13 protein-coding genes are annotated in these 13,977 nt (G+C 63.0%); 10 read left to right on the top strand and 3 right to left on the bottom strand.

What is annotated here, in order from left to right; genetic code table 11:
* Positions 1–37: 37 nt before the first annotated feature.
* The 9 genes from tssB to tssH all read left to right on the top strand — a co-directional run bounded on the left by tssB (position 38) and on the right by tssH (position 10,570).
* Positions 38–538, top strand: coding sequence for a type VI secretion system contractile sheath small subunit (tssB, locus tag Q9Q94_RS11015; RefSeq protein ID WP_305980113.1), 501 nt, complete (start codon positions 38–40; stop codon positions 536–538).
* Positions 539–585: 47 nt separating this feature from the next.
* Complete coding sequence (tssC, locus tag Q9Q94_RS11010; protein ID WP_305980112.1) at positions 586–2,076, top strand: type VI secretion system contractile sheath large subunit; 1,491 nt, start codon at positions 586–588, stop codon at positions 2,074–2,076.
* A 57-nt stretch (positions 2,077–2,133) separates the two neighbouring features.
* Positions 2,134–2,619 carry a type VI secretion system tube protein Hcp gene (locus Q9Q94_RS11005; RefSeq protein ID WP_305980111.1) on the top strand — a complete coding sequence of 162 codons (486 nt, stop codon included), beginning with the start codon at positions 2,134–2,136 and terminating at the stop codon, positions 2,617–2,619.
* A gap of 192 nt (positions 2,620–2,811) precedes the next feature.
* A complete protein-coding gene (locus tag Q9Q94_RS11000) occupies positions 2,812–3,336 on the top strand; it encodes a type VI secretion system tube protein Hcp (RefSeq protein WP_305980110.1) in 525 nt (174 codons plus the stop codon).
* A 145-nt stretch (positions 3,337–3,481) separates the two neighbouring features.
* The gene (locus tag Q9Q94_RS10995; protein ID WP_305980109.1) at positions 3,482–4,321 is read left to right on the top strand and encodes a type VI secretion system accessory protein TagJ; all 840 of its coding nucleotides are present in this window, start codon (positions 3,482–3,484) and stop codon (positions 4,319–4,321) included.
* On the top strand, positions 4,302–4,811 hold the full coding sequence (gene tssE, locus Q9Q94_RS10990) for a type VI secretion system baseplate subunit TssE (protein WP_305980108.1): 510 nt from the start codon (positions 4,302–4,304) through the stop codon (positions 4,809–4,811). Before Q9Q94_RS10995 ends, tssE begins: the two co-directional genes overlap by 20 nt.
* On the top strand, positions 4,811–6,688 hold the full coding sequence (gene tssF, locus Q9Q94_RS10985) for a type VI secretion system baseplate subunit TssF (protein ID WP_305980107.1): 1,878 nt from the start codon (positions 4,811–4,813) through the stop codon (positions 6,686–6,688). The genes tssE and tssF overlap by 1 nt, the downstream gene beginning before the upstream one ends.
* A 31-nt stretch (positions 6,689–6,719) precedes the next feature.
* Complete coding sequence (tssG, locus tag Q9Q94_RS10980; RefSeq protein ID WP_305980106.1) at positions 6,720–7,736, top strand: type VI secretion system baseplate subunit TssG; 1,017 nt, start codon at positions 6,720–6,722, stop codon at positions 7,734–7,736.
* A gap of 110 nt (positions 7,737–7,846) precedes the next feature.
* Positions 7,847–10,570, top strand: a complete 2,724-nt coding sequence (gene tssH / locus Q9Q94_RS10975) for a type VI secretion system ATPase TssH (protein ID WP_305980105.1) — start codon at positions 7,847–7,849, stop codon at positions 10,568–10,570.
* A gap of 86 nt (positions 10,571–10,656) precedes the next feature.
* On the opposite strand, the gene Q9Q94_RS10970 is transcribed toward tssH, so the two are convergent.
* Positions 10,657–10,971 carry a KfrB domain-containing protein gene (locus Q9Q94_RS10970; protein ID WP_305980104.1) on the bottom strand — a complete coding sequence of 105 codons (315 nt, stop codon included), beginning with the start codon at positions 10,969–10,971 and terminating at the stop codon, positions 10,657–10,659.
* Positions 10,972–11,308: 337 nt separating this feature from the next.
* Here Q9Q94_RS10970 and Q9Q94_RS10965 point away from each other — a divergent pair, with 337 nt between their 5' ends.
* Positions 11,309–11,665: a hypothetical protein gene (locus tag Q9Q94_RS10965; RefSeq protein ID WP_305980103.1), complete on the top strand. Its 357-nt coding sequence runs from the start codon at positions 11,309–11,311 to the stop codon at positions 11,663–11,665.
* A gap of 5 nt (positions 11,666–11,670) precedes the next feature.
* Here Q9Q94_RS10965 and Q9Q94_RS10960 read toward each other — a convergent pair whose 3' ends face one another.
* The gene (locus Q9Q94_RS10960) at positions 11,671–12,900 is read right to left on the bottom strand and encodes an MFS transporter (RefSeq protein ID WP_305980102.1); all 1,230 of its coding nucleotides are present in this window, start codon (positions 12,898–12,900) and stop codon (positions 11,671–11,673) included.
* A 120-nt stretch (positions 12,901–13,020) separates the two neighbouring features.
* Complete coding sequence (locus Q9Q94_RS10955) at positions 13,021–13,971, bottom strand: acyltransferase family protein (protein ID WP_305980101.1); 951 nt, start codon at positions 13,969–13,971, stop codon at positions 13,021–13,023.
* Positions 13,972–13,977 lie beyond the last annotated feature (6 nt).

Here is a 13,977-nt window from a genome sequence, read left to right as displayed (position 1 = left end):
GTAGTTCCAACAAACTGTTTCAGGACGGAGAGTCAGCATGGCGACCAGCAGTCAGAAATTCATCGCACGTAATCGTGCACCCCGGGTTCAGATCGAATACGACACCGAACTGTACGGTGCCGAAAAGAAGGTGCAACTGCCCTTCGTGATGGGCGTGCTGTCGGACTTGTCCGGCAAGCCGGCCGAGCCGCTGGCTCCCGTGGCCGATCGCAAGTTTCTTGAAGTTGATGTCGACAACTTCGACAGCCGCATGAAGTCGATGAAGCCGCGCGTGGCCTTCCAGGTGCCCAATACCCTGACCGGCGACGGCAACCTCAATGTCGAGCTGACCTTTGAGAGCATGGATGATTTCTCGCCGGCCGCCGTGGCCCGCAAGGTGGATGCGCTGAACAAGCTGCTCACCGCACGCCAGCAGCTTGCCAATCTGGTGACCTACATGGACGGCAAGACCGGGGCCGAGGAGCTGATCTCCAAGGTGCTCAGTGATCCGGCGCTGCTGAACACGCTCGCCGCTGCTCCCAAGCCCGAAGGCCAGTAAGCCGGTTTTCCTCATTTCCCGCACAGAATCAATCGAAGGAGTTCAGCATGGCTGAATTGCAGAAAAGCAGCGCTGTTGCCGGCGCCGTTCTTGAAGGCAGCGAACTGGAATCGTTGCTGCAGCGTGAGTTCAAACCCAAAACCGACGAGGCACGCAGCGAAGTCGAGCGCGCCGTGCGCACCCTGGCCGAGCAGGCCTTGTCGCAAACCCAGCTGATCGGTTCGGATGTGGTCAAGTCCATCGAGGCCATCATCGCCGAACTGGACCGCAAGCTCTCCGAGCAGGTAAATGTCATCATGCACCATGCCGACTTCCAGCAGCTGGAAGGGGCCTGGCGCGGCCTGCATTATCTGGTGAACAACACCGAAACCGACGAGATGCTCAAGATCCGTGTGATGAACATCTCCAAGGCGGATCTGGGCAAGACCCTCAAGCGCTACAAGGGCACGGCCTGGGATCAGAGCCCGATCTTCAAGCGCGTGTACGAAGAAGAATATGGCCAGTTCGGTGGCGAGCCCTTCGGCTGCATGGTCGGTGATTACCATTTTGACCAGAGCCCGCAGGATGTCGAAATCCTCGGCGAGATGGCCAAGGTGTCGGCCGCGGCACACAGTCCTTTCATTGCCGGCGCATCGCCTTCCATCATGCAGATGGACTCCTGGCAGGAACTGGCCAATCCACGTGACCTGACCAAGATCTTCTCGACGCCTGAGTACGCGGCCTGGCGTTCGTTGCGTTCCTCAGACGATGCTCGCTACCTGGGGCTGGCGATGCCGCGTTTCCTGGCACGTGTCCCTTATGGTGCCAAGACCAACCCGGTCGAAGAATTCGATTTCGAGGAAGATACCGGCGCGGCAGATCACGGCAAATACACTTGGGCCAATGCGGCCTATGCCATGGCTGTGAATATCAATCGTTCCTTCAAGGAATACGGCTGGTGCTCGCGCATTCGCGGCATCGAGTCGGGTGGCGCGGTGGAAAACCTGCCGGTGCACAGTTTCCCGACCGACGATGGCGGTGTGGACATGAAGTGCCCGACCGAAATCGCGATCAGTGACCGCCGCGAGGCCGAGCTGGCAAAGAGCGGTTTCATGCCGCTGATCCACAAGAAGAACTCCGACTTTGCTGCCTTCATCGGCGCCCAGTCGCTGCAGAAACCGGCCGAGTACGATGACCCGGACGCCACGGCGAACGCCAATCTGGCCGCACGTCTGCCCTACCTGTTCGCCTGCTGCCGCTTCGCGCATTACCTGAAGTGCATCGTGCGCGACAAGGTGGGTTCCTTCAAGGAGCGCGACGACATGCAGCGCTGGCTGCAGGACTGGATCATGAACTACGTGGATGGTGATCCGGCTCACTCCTCGGATGACACCAAGGCCCGCCGTCCGCTGTCCGCAGCGGAAGTGATCGTGGAAGAGGTGGAAGGCAATCCCGGCTACTACACCTCAAAGTTCTTCCTGCGCCCGCACTATCAGCTGGAAGGCCTGACGGTTTCCCTGCGTCTCGTGTCGAAGTTGCCTTCGGCCAAGGCCGCCTGACCCAACCCCCCAACGCCGGCCCGCGCGGGCCGGCTTTCCTGAACAGGAGAACAGAGCATGGCAGCAGATATCTTCATCAAGCTTGGCAATATCGAAGGCGAGTCGCGCGACGACAAGCATGCCAAGGAAATCGACGTACTGCAGTGGGGCTGGGGCCTGTCCCAGTCCGGTTCCGCACATCAGGCTTCTGGCGCCGGTGCCGGCAAGGTCAAGGTGCAGGACCTGACCTTCACCAAGTATGTCGACAAGGCCACCACTGCACTGGTGCTGGCCGCCTGCAAGGGCACGCATTACGACAAAGCCGTACTGACCGTTCGCAAGGCTGGCGACAAGCCACTCGAGTATCTGAAGATCACCATGGAAGACCTGCTGGTGACCAACATCACTACGGGTGGTAGCGGCGGTGAAGATCGTCTGGTTGAAAACGTCACCCTGAACTTCGCCAAGTTCAAGGTCGAATACACCGAGCAGGATGCCAAAGGCGCGGGCGGCAAGACTTCCACCGCGGCCTGGGACATCTCCGCCAACAAGGCCATCGGCTGAAAATCGTGCGCTGCGCTACTGCGCGGGCCAATCTCGAAGCTCCGGTGCTCAACGTATCTGCATACGTTTCCGCTTCTCGCTTCGACCTTGGCCCGCTCGCGACGCGCATCCCACGATTTTCCGGCACTCTGGATGAGATATGAATAGCGCCTGCGCGGCGCTATTCGCTCGTTTGCAGGAAAGAAGATTCATATGCCAATGATTCCGACAGGTGCGCCGAGTGGCGACATGTTCCTCAAGATCGAGGGCGCTCGCTCGGGCGTGTTCAAGGGCGAGTCGCGGGACCCCGGCCATCTGGACGAAATCCAGGTGGTGGCGTGGTCCTGGGGCATGGAAGGTAACGCCAGTTCGACCGTCACGACAGGGGCCCGCGGAGCCAATCAGGTGAGCGTGCGCGAACTGGAAATCGTCAAGCGCGTGGACAGCACCACGGCCGGGTTGATGTCCGCGCTGCGCAGCAATGAAGTCATCGCCAAGGCCACGCTGTCTGTACGCAAGGCGGGAGGCAGCAGTCCGGTCGAGTATCTGAAGATCATTCTGGAGAAAGCGCGCATCCGCGCCATCGATCTGGAAACCGGCCTGCACGGTGCTGAAGAAAACATCGCCGAGCGGATCAGGATCGGATTCCAGAAAATCACCGTCGAATATCGTCCGCAGCAGGCACAAGGCGGCGGTGGCGGGGTGTCAAGCTTCACAACGGAATTTGATCAGGCTTGATGTCGCCCCGAGACCCGCATGTAGCAAGCGTCTTCAGGCGGTGTGCCTGAAGAGTGCCGTGAGATGTGGCTCACCAGACAGGGCGGCTGGAGATGGCCGCCAGAAGCGGCTCTCCGGGCGGTAAGTAAAGAAAAGGAATACGCAGATGACTCAAGTTTCTGAAGCCGAAGTAGCCTTGCGCGCAGGCGATCCAGAAGGCGCGCTGGCGCTTCTGCAGAACCAGATCCGCGCCAACCCGGCGGATGCGAAGCTGCGCATTTTCCTGTTCCAGCTCCTGTCGGTGCTGGGTAACTGGGAGCGTGCGCTGAATCAGCTCAACGTCGCTGCGGAACTGGATGCGAGTGCGCTGGCGATGGCACAGATGTATCGCGAGGCCCTGAAGTGCGAGGCCCTGCGCGCCGAGGTGTTTGCCGGGCGCAAGTCGCCGGTGGTGTTCGGGCAGCCCGAGCAATGGCTGGCGCTGCTGATCGAATCCACGCTGGTCGCCGGACGTGGCGACATGGCCGCAGCGGCGACGCTGCAGGCACAGGCCTTTGAACTGGCGCCGGCTACCGCCGGCACGCTGGATGGCCAGCCTTTCGAATGGATTGCGGATGCCGACATGCGTCTGGGCCCCGTGTGCGAGGCGGTGATCAACGGTCGCTACTACTGGCTGCCCTTCGGCAATCTGATGCGCATCGACATCGAGGTGCCGGCCGATCTGCGTGATCAGGTATGGATGCCGGCGCACTTCCAGTTCAGCAACGGTGGCGAAGCTGTCGGGGTGATCCCGACGCGCTACCCTGGTTCCGAAACTGATCCGGATGGCCTGATCCGGCTGGCCCGCAAGACGGACTGGCGTGAAGCCTCGCCGGGCGTTTTCCATGGCCTCGGTCAGCGCTTGCTGAGTACCGATACGGGTGACCATGCGCTGATGGACGTGCGTCAGATCCTCATCGGCGAAGCTGCAACAACGGAGACCGCGGATGGATCTGCAGCCGCTTGATCGTCTGCAGCCTGCGCTGCTCGACCGCCTGCTCGATGATGACCCGTCGAACCAGAAGCCGGAGCCCAAGGAGCGGCGCATGCTCACCAAGGCGCAGTTCCGCGAGGCGGTGCTGCGCGATCTGACTTTCCTGCTCAATGCGGCGCGCCCGCCCGCCAGTGACGGATTGGCCGACTACCCGGAGGTCGAGCGTTCGGTACTCAACTACGGCATGCCGTCCTTCGCCGGGGAGACCGCATCGTCGCTGGATAGTGCCGATCTTGAACGTGCCGTGCGTGAGGCGCTGATCCAGTTCGAGCCGCGCATCGTGCCCGGCAGCCTGCGCGTACAGGCGCATCAGGAAGGCAACATGCTCGACTGGCATAACGTGATCAGCCTGCGCATCGAAGCCAGCGTATGGGCCCAGCCCGTGCCGCTGGATCTGTTGCTGCGCACCGACGTCGATCTGGAAACCGGCCAGATCGAGGTCAAGGAACTGGGTGGGTATTGATGGATCCGCGTCTGCTGCGTTACTACAACCAGGAACTCTCGCACCTGCGCGAGATGGGGGCGGAGTTCGCCCGGCAGTTCCCGAAGATTGCTGCGCGCCTGGGCATGGACGGCATCGAGGTTGCCGATCCGTATGTCGAACGACTGCTCGAAGGCGCAGGTTTCCTCTCCGCCCGGATCCAGTTGCGGCTGGACGCCGAGTTCCCGCGCTTCACCCAGCGTCTGCTGGAAATGGTGTATCCGCACTATCTGGCGCCCACGCCTTCGATGCTGATCGCCCAGTTCAATCCGGTGCCGGGTGACAGCAATCTGGCCAAGGGCGCTGTCGTGCCGCGCGGCACGCCGTTCCGCAATGCGCAGAGCAAGGGCGATGCAGTCGCCTGTGAATTCCGCACGGCGCACGATATCCGGCTGTGGCCGCTGGAAATTGCGCAGGCCCGTTATTTCTCGGTGGCGCCTGATCTGCCGCTGTCGCGGCTGAACCTGCCGGCCAGGGTCAAGGGTGGCCTGCGCCTGCGCTTGCGCTGCACGGGAGGTGCGCAATTCAGGCAACTCAGTCTGGATACGCTGCAACTCCATCTGGCCGGCGCACACGAGATTGCCTTCAAGCTCTACGAGCTGATTGGTGCGTCACTGCTTGGCGCGCTGGTGCTGCCGGTGGGGGAGACGCCAGCCTCCTGGCATGAATTCCTGCCTGCGGCCAAGGTGCGCCTGACGGGCTTTTCCGACGAGCAGGCCCTGCTGCCCACGAAACGGCGCGGCTTTGCGGGCTATCGCCTGATGCAGGAATATTTTTCCTTTCCCGAACGCTTCATGTTTGTCGATATTGACGGGCTGCAGCCGATCATTGCCCGTCAGGCAAGCAATGAACTGGAGATCGTGCTGCTCTTCGGTCAGGGCGAAACGATGCTCGAAAGCGTGGTGGATGCCAGCAACCTCCTGCTGCACTGCACGCCCGCGATCAACCTGTTCCCGAAGCGTCTGGACCGCATTCACGTTACCGACGCGAGCCATGAATTCCATGCCGTGCCGGATCGCACCCATCCGCTGGACTACGAAATCTACGAATTCAGCGAAGTCGTCGGGCACAGTGGCGGGGCACGCAGCGAACAGAGCTTCCTGCCTTTCTACGCCGATTACCATTCCGATGCCCCGGGCGATCAGGCTTACTTCATGGCCCGCCGTGAACCGCGTCTACCCTCGGAAAAACAGAAGCGCATCGGCACCCGTACCGGCTACATCGGCAGTGAAGTATTCCTGTCGCTGGTTGATCCGCGCGAGGCACCGTACAGCGCCGATCTGCGTCAGCTATCGCTGCAGGCTTTGTGTACCAATCGTGACCTGCCGATCCTGATGCCGCTGGGCTCGGGCAAGACCGATTTCACTCTGGATGTGGCAGCGCCGGTCGATTCCGTGCGCTGCGTGAAAGGTCCGTCGCGACCCTATTCGATGCTTGCCGAAGGCTCGGTGGCCTGGCGTCTGATCAGCCAGTTGTCATTGAACTACCTGTCGCTGCTCGACAGTGATCCGCAGGAAGGCGCGGCGGCCTTGCGCCAGATGCTGGAACTCTATGCCAGCACCGGGGATGCCGGTCTCAAGCGCCAGATCGAAGGACTCAAATCGGTGACATCGGCACCCGTCGTGCGTCGTTTGCCGATGGCCGGGCCGATCTGCTTCGGGCGCGGGCTGGAGATCACGCTGGAAGTCGATGAAATGGCCTTTGAGGGCGGTGGCGCTTTTCTCTTCGGTCAGGTGCTGAGCCAGTTTTTTGCGCGTCATGCCTCGATGAACAGCTTCACCCAGACCGTGCTGCGCTCACAGGCGCGCGGTCAGATCATGCGCTGGGCACCGCAATGCGGATTGCGGCCGATTCTGTGATGAGCCTGATCGTGCAAAGCGGAGCGATGGGATGACCCGGCTCTCCCCGCAAACCTTCTACGCCCGTCTCGAAGCCGAGCCCTTCGCGCACGATTTTTACCAGACCATGCGCCGGTTGGAGTGCCTGCACCTGGACAAGCCGCGCTGGGGGATGGCGCTCCGTCCGGCGGATGAGCCGGTGCGGATCGGTCAGGAGCCTTCGCTGGCTTTCGCACCGGCCAGTCTGGCGAGTTTCAGGCGCGAGCGTGACGATCGTCCGCCGCGTCTGGAGATCCGCTTCTTCGGTCTGCTCGGCGCCAATGGTCCGTTGCCGCTGCACCTGACCGATCATGCACGCCAGCGCATCCTGCATTCAGGCGACGCGACCTTTTCGCGTTTCCTCGACATCCTGCACCACCGTTTCGCCGCGCTGTTCTATCGCGCCTGGGCGCAGGCGCAACCCACCGTCAGTCTGGATCGGCCGGATGAGGACCGCTTTGCCGGCTATGTCGGTGCGCTGTGTGGCATCGGGCAGCCCACGCTGCAGCGCCGCGATGCGGTGCCCGACAATGCGCGACGTTTCCACGCCGGCGCGCTGTCGCGCCAGGTACGCAATGGTGAAGGGCTGGCCAGCGTGCTTGCCGGATTTTTCAAACTTCCGGTCGAGGTCGAACAGTTCGTCGGTCACTGGATGCCGATCGAGGAGGCGGATCAGTCGCGACTGGGCAGCAGCCAGCTTGGCCGCAACGCCGTGCTTGGCAGCCGTGTGTGGGATCGGCAAAGCAAATTCCGCATCCACATCGGCCCGCTCACGGTCAGGCAGTATGCCGATTTTCTGCCCAGCGGTTCGGCTTTGCCGAAGCTGGTCGACTGGGTGCGTTTCTACACCGGCGGTGAGCTGTTCTGGGATGTGCAACTGATCTTGCGTCGTCAGGAAGTGCCGACACTGATGCTGGGCCGATCCGGTCTGCTGGGCTGGAGCGGCTGGCTGGGCACGCCGCAGATGGCAGATGATGCCGGCGATCTGGTGCTGGATGCCGAACGGGTAATGGATGCGCGACACGCATGATGGCAGAGAGCAGGGCTGGCATTCCGGCAACCAGCCGGATCCAGCCTGTGGGAAAAGCGCCCGGACCCCGGCCTGCGCCAGGGTGACGGCAATAACAGGGAGTCTCAAGCATGAGTGAAATCAGTCGGGTGGCGTTGTTCGGCAAGCTCAACAGCGTGGCGTACAAGGCGGTCGAAGGTGCGACGGTATTCTGCAAGTTGCGCGGCAATCCTTATGTCGAACTGGAACACTGGATCGCGCAGATCCTGCAGCTGCAGGATTCGGACTGGCATCGCATCATCCGCCACTACGGTCTGGACGAAGCCGTGCTGGCGCGTGACCTCACCGCCGCGCTGGACCGTCTGCCGCGCGGGGCGACGGCGATATCCGATATCGCCGAAAACATCTCGAACGCCATCGAGCGCGGCTGGGTGTACGGCTCGCTGATGTACAAGGATGCTGGCGTGCGCTCCGGCTACCTGCTGCTCGGCATGCTCAAGACGAACTACCTGCGCAACGCGCTGTACGCGATTTCGCGCCAGTTCGAGCGCATCAAGGCGGACGATCTTTCCGACGCGCTCGGCCAGATCGTTGCCGGCTCGCCCGAGGATGCGCTCACCGCCACGGCTGGCGAGGCAGGCCCCGGCGAGGCGAGCGGGGCGATGGCGCCGGCGCAGATGGGCAAGCAGGAAGCGCTCAAGCAATTCACGGTCGATCTGACCGAGCAGGCGCGTGCCGGCAAGATGGATCCGATCGTGGGGCGTGACGAGGAAATCCGCCAGGTCGTCGACATCCTGATGCGCCGTCGCCAGAACAACCCGATCCTCGTTGGCGAAGCCGGTGTGGGCAAGACCGCGGTGGTCGAAGGTTTTGCCCAGCGAATCGTGCGTGGTGATGTGCCGCCCGCGCTGAAAGACGTGCAGTTGCTGTCGCTGGATGTAGGGCTGCTGCAGGCCGGTGCATCCATGAAAGGTGAATTCGAGCAGCGCCTGCGCTCGGTGATCGACGAGGTTCAGGCTTCACCGAAGCCCATCATCCTGTTCATCGACGAGACCCACACCTTGGTCGGTGCAGGTGGCGCAGCCGGCACCGGTGACGCGGCCAACCTGCTGAAACCGGCGCTGGCACGCGGCCAGCTGCGCACCATCGGCGCGACGACCTGGGCCGAATACAAGAAGCACATCGAGAAGGATCCGGCGCTGACCCGGCGTTTCCAGAATGTGCAGATCGACGAGCCGGACGAGGCCCGCGCGATCCTGATGATGCGCGGGGTGGCGTCCACGATGGAGAAACACCACAAGGTGCAGATTCTCGATGAAGCGCTGGAAGCTGCGGTCAAGCTCTCGCATCGTTACATCCCGGCGCGCCAGCTGCCGGACAAGTCGGTGAGTCTGCTCGACACTGCCAGCGCCCGCGTGGCGGTGAGCCTGCACGCGACGCCGGCCGAGGTGGATGACTGCAGCAAGCGTATCGACGCACTGAAGACCGAACTGGAAATCATCGGGCGCGAGATGGTGATCGGTATTGATACCGGCGGGCGCGAGGCGCACGCGAAGGACTTGCTGGAGAGCGAGGAAGCACGCCTGTTTGCGCTGACCACCCGCTGGAACGAAGAAAAGACGCTGGTCGACAGCCTGCTTGCCCTGCGAGCCAGGCTGCGCGCGGCTTTCCAGCCGGTCGAGGGTACCGGCAGCAAACTGGAATCAGCGGCAGCCGAGGCGGCCAGCAGCGAGTCTGCCGCGACCGAGGCTGCGCCGGCGGAGGATCGCGACGCGCTGCTGGCCGAACTCAAGGAAGTTCAGGCGAAGCTCGAAGCCCTGCAAGGCGAGAGCCCGCTGATCCTGCCGACGGTGGATTATCAGGCGGTGGCCAGCGTGGTGGCGGACTGGACCGGCATCCCGGTCGGACGCATGGCCGCCAACGAGATCGAGACCGTGCTGAATCTCGCGGCGAATCTGGGCAAGCGCGTGATCGGGCAAGACCATGCGATGGAGATGATCGCCAAGCGCATCCAGACCTCGCGGGCCGGGCTCGACAATCCGAACAAGCCCATCGGCGTGTTCATGCTCGCCGGCACCTCCGGCGTGGGCAAGACCGAGACCGCCCTGGCACTGGCCGAAGCGCTGTACGGCGGCGAGCAGAACCTCATCACCATCAACATGAGCGAGTATCAGGAGGCGCACACCGTCTCCACGCTGAAAGGCTCGCCTCCCGGCTACGTCGGTTATGGCGAGGGCGGAGTGCTGACCGAGGCGGTGCGTCGCAAGCCGTATTCCGTGGTGTTGCTGGATGAAGTCGAGAAGGCGCATTCCGACGTGCACGAACTGTTCTTCCAGGTCTTCGACAAGGGCTGGATGGAAGACGGCGAGGGCCGCGTGATCGACTTCAAGAACACCCTGATCCTGCTCACCACCAATGCCGGTACCGATCTAATTGCCGGCATGTGCAAGGATCCGGAGCTGCTTCCGGACCCCGAAGGTCTTGCCAAGGCGCTGCGTGAGCCGCTGCTGAATATCTTCCCGCCGGCGCTGCTGGGCCGCCTGGTGACGATCCCGTATTTCCCGCTGACCGACAGCATGCTCGCTTCGATCACTCGTCTGCAGCTGAATCGCATCAAGCGTCGCGTCGAGGAGCACCAGAAAGTGCCGTTCGAATACGACGAGGAGGTTGTCAAACTCGTGGTTTCGCGCTGTACCGAGGGCGAATCAGGCGGCCGCATGATCGATGCAATCCTCACCAACACGCTGCTGCCGGATGTGTCACGCGAATTCCTGCAGCGCATGCTGGCCGGCAAGCCGGTGCAACGTGTGAAGGTTGGCGTAGCGGAGAAAAACTTTGCCTACAGTTTCGATTGAAGCGTTCGCGCTGGAATGACAAAGGGGCCGCGAGGCCCCTTCTGTTTTTGTGGCGGGAGTTTGTGGTGGGTCGGTCTGGAACTGGCTCAGGCTTGAGACACGACAGCCCAGCCGGCGGCATAGCGGATTGTGCAGGTGCTGCCGCTGGCGGGAGCGCTGGTGAAGTTGCGGCGCTCATGACTCACGATTTCCTGCCCCACGAGCTGATACACGCAGTGGACGTCAACGTGCAGGATGCTGCCGGTATAGGCGCGGCGCGTATCGGCGCGGTCAGCCCGATACAGGTTGTAGATGCCATTGCGCAGGTTGCCGGCGGGGCTGGCACTGAAAACGCAGACCTTGCCGTCGTGCAGCTCCTGCAGCAGCTTCGAACCGTTCATGACCACCATCTGCAGATTCATTGTGGAGCTTCCGTTTGAGTCGGGCCGCCATTCTCGCTGCCCACAGCCTGGAATGGAGAAGACAGCGGATGGAGCGCTGACTTGCGGAGACAATCGGCACTGCAGGTGATGATGAGCCGCCGCCGGATCTTTCAATCCCGCCCCGGTTTTCTGTCCTGCCGCCTGTCGCGGCTGAGTGGTCGGTGTTTCTTCCGGAATCGCCCTGAATGCGTCGACTGGTTCCTTGAAAGGGGCTTTTTTCATGCCGTATGCTTGTCGGCACATGTCTGATAGCCATCCAGTTACTGATAAAACCATGTTAAGCCTTATCCGTAAGCTGTTCCGTCGCCAGGAGGAAATGGACCCCGGTCTTCCTCTGGAATCCCTGACCACCACCATTGCCTATCCCGATGGCAGCAAGGGCACGGCCTACCGTGCCTCCTCTGTCAAAAAGGTCGATACGGCGCTGGAAGTCATGCTTGTCGAGTTGCGCGCAGCGTACCCGCACATTGCCGAACGGATCTCGCTCACCTGGGGGACGCCGGACTGTGAAGCGTATCTGGCGTCACTGCTGTTCGATGAACGGGCCATGGACAAGGATCATCAGTACATCGCGCGCACGGGATTCAATCCGCAGATCATGTCGGTGCTGATGCAGTTGCAGGACGAACACCAGCGCTGCTTCAACTTCAGCGAAACGGAATCCGCCCGCTGATCTGATCAGGCCGCGCGCGGCCCGGGCTGCAGACGATCGCGCTGTGCAAGCGACGGGAACAGGCGCATCCACAGGCCCACCACCCCGAGCGTGCCCAGACCACCGATCACCACCGAAGCGACCGGGCCGAATGCCGCAGCGGTCACGCCTGATTCAAATTCCCCCAGCTGGTTCGACGCGCCGATGAAAATGGAATTCACGGCGCTGACGCGGCCGCGCATCTCGTCCGGCGTTTCCAGTTGCACCAGCGACTGACGGATGACGACGCTGATCATGTCCGCCGCGCCGGACACGGCCAGCATCACCAGCGAAAGCATAAAGCTCGTCGACACGCCGAACACCAGCGTGGCCAGACCATACACGGCCACCGCGCCGAACATGACCTTGCCGGCGCGCTGCTCGATGGGGTGGCGGGTGAGCCAGATCGACATGCAGAAGGCCCCGGCTGCGGGCGCCGCGCGCAAGAAGCCCAGCCCCCAGGGCCCGGTATGCAGGATGTCGCGCGCGTAGATCGGCAGCAGTGCGACGGCGCCGCCGAGCAGCACCGCGAACAGATCCAGCGAGGTGGCGCCGAGCACGGCCTTGCGCTGCCAGATGAAGCGGATGCCGGCGAACAGGCTGGCGCGGGTTACGGGTTCGCGTGCCAGCGTTGGCTGATGGTCGTAGCGCACCGGCGCCAGGAAGCCTGCGGCGGCCACGAAGAGCAGGCCACACAGACCGTACACGGCGTGTGCGCCGGCTACATACACGAAACCTCCGGCGGCGGGTCCGGCGATGATGGCGAACTGCACCCCGGCCGAGTTGAAGGCCAGTGCGCGTGGCAGAAGTTCGGCGGGCACCAGCAGCGGCCCCAGCGCCTGCTGGGTGGGCATCTGGAAGGCTTTGGTGACGCCCAGTGCAACGGCTGCGAGGAGGATGTGCTCGCGGCTGATCCAGCCGCTAAAGGTTGCCCAGATCAGGCCGGCGACGATCAGCGCCTGGGCGACCAGACACAGGCCCAGCACGCGGCGGCGGTCGAAGCGGTCGGCCACCTGACCCACCACCAGCGTCAGCGCCAGCGCCGGCAGGAACTGATACAGGCCGACCAGACCAAGATCCCAGGCGCTGTGGGTGAGGTCGTACATCTGCCAGCCCACCGCCACCATCATCATCTGGTTGGCCATGGTGGTGCACATGCGGGTGGCCCAGAAAGCGAGGAAGGACCGATTCTGGAACAGAGGATTGGATGCTTGCATGGCGTGATTATGCGCTAGCCAAGAGGCTGCCTGCACAGCCGCCTGTGGCGGGCCTGTGCAGCCATGCTGCCGGGAGAGCGGCCATGCCCGGCGCTCTCCGGCATGGATGGCTCGAAACCCTTAACGGGAGCGTCTTTCCAGCAGGTAGTCGTAGCCGCGCTGAATTCCCCAGGCCAGACCGAAGACCAGCGGTACTCCGACAGCAAGCAGACACAGCAGGCGCGTCTCTTCGGCGAACGGGGTGAGGCGGGCCATCAGCAGCTTGAAGACGACCCGGTGCAGCAGATAGGCCGCGAAGCCGGCGTAGGCCAGGGCGTGGACCAGCCGTGGCATGCTGAAATGCCCGAGCAGGCGCGTGGTACCGAACAGCACCAGCACCGGCACGCCCATGGCAAGGCCGATCGAGGCGAGGCTCTGCTCTGGGTCGCCGCCAGCCAGCAGCGACACCCCGAGGGCGGCCAGCGCCGCGACGGCCCAGTGTCCGAGTGCTGGCGCCGCCTTGCCGGCGAAACAGATGCCGAGGCAGAAGGCCGGGAAATAGATCGCTCCCCGGTTGTCGGTGCCCGAGAGCAGGGGCGCCACGCACAGCACGGCTTCGATGCCCAGCGCCATCAGCCAGAAGCGCCGGCTGCCGACGCCCTGGCGCGCCAGCAGGGGCAGCAGCAGGTAGTACAGGCACAGATTGGCGATGAACCACAGCGTCATCGGCTGCTTGCCCCACAGCGGCGAAATCAGCAGCAGGGCCCGCAGCAGCGCCGCTCCGTTGGCGAGCTTGAGCGCCAGAAAGAGCAGGCAGGCGAGAATGAAGAGTGGATACACCCGCAGCAGGCGCTTGCGGTAGAAGCCGCGCGCATCCGGCCCGCTGCGCGCGAAACTCTCTGCCACGCACAGCCCCGAGACGAACATGAATACCGCCAGCACGGCGACGGTCAGGCGCGTGGTCACGCCGTTGTGGTAACCGGGGAAGGCCTCGGTGTAGGTCATCAGGTGCCAGAAGCCGACGATGTAGAGCACGCAGGCGGCGCGCAGCAGGTCGATGACGGAATTCCGGGTGGAAGGAGGCGGACTCATGGTGTT

The organism is Uliginosibacterium sp. 31-16 (genome assembly GCF_030730865.1).
Taxonomy (GTDB): domain Bacteria; phylum Pseudomonadota; class Gammaproteobacteria; order Burkholderiales; family Rhodocyclaceae; genus Uliginosibacterium.
Note: the sequence above shows the minus strand (reverse complement) of the source record. Positions and strands in the feature narration are given on the sequence as shown.